Below are 489 nucleotides of genomic sequence, written 5' to 3' on the forward strand. Positions count from 1 at the left end.
CGCTTTTTGAAACTCTTTTTGATGGTTCAACGCTTTGCCATACTGTAAATATACTAAAGGTTGTTCCGGAAAAAGTGTGATGCCTTCTTTGCCAAATTGTAGTAAATCATTAAAACTATTTTCAGATTTTTGTAAGATTTTCTCCAAAATTTGATAAGATTTATCATTTTCAAACTGAAGTTTTAAACCTTCTAGATCGTCTAATTTAATTTCTTTTACATCAGGAACTTTGGTGTTATCCAACCTGTTTTTTAAAAAAGCAAACTCTGATGACAAACCTGTTTCTTTTTCTAAAGTTGATAATAATGCTAATGCTTCTTTCAATTGATTGTTCATAAAATACAATCGCACCAAATATTCACGCTCTTTGGGATTGAGAACCACCAATTTTTCTTGAATTTTTACAGCCTCTGAAAAATTAGATTCTCGTTCATAAATAGCCACCAAATGTTTCAACATCCACAAATTATCAGGCTCTTTTTGCAAGGC

At 31.1% G+C, this 489-nt stretch carries 1 protein-coding gene; it reads right to left on the reverse strand.

Going from position 1 to position 489, the window contains the following annotated elements; genetic code table 11:
- Window positions 1-489 (reverse strand): tetratricopeptide repeat protein (locus IU405_RS00480; RefSeq protein WP_410896731.1); only part of this gene is annotated, 489 nt, incomplete at both ends.

Source organism: Polaribacter sp. BAL334, assembly GCF_015767435.1.
Taxonomy (GTDB): domain Bacteria; phylum Bacteroidota; class Bacteroidia; order Flavobacteriales; family Flavobacteriaceae; genus Polaribacter.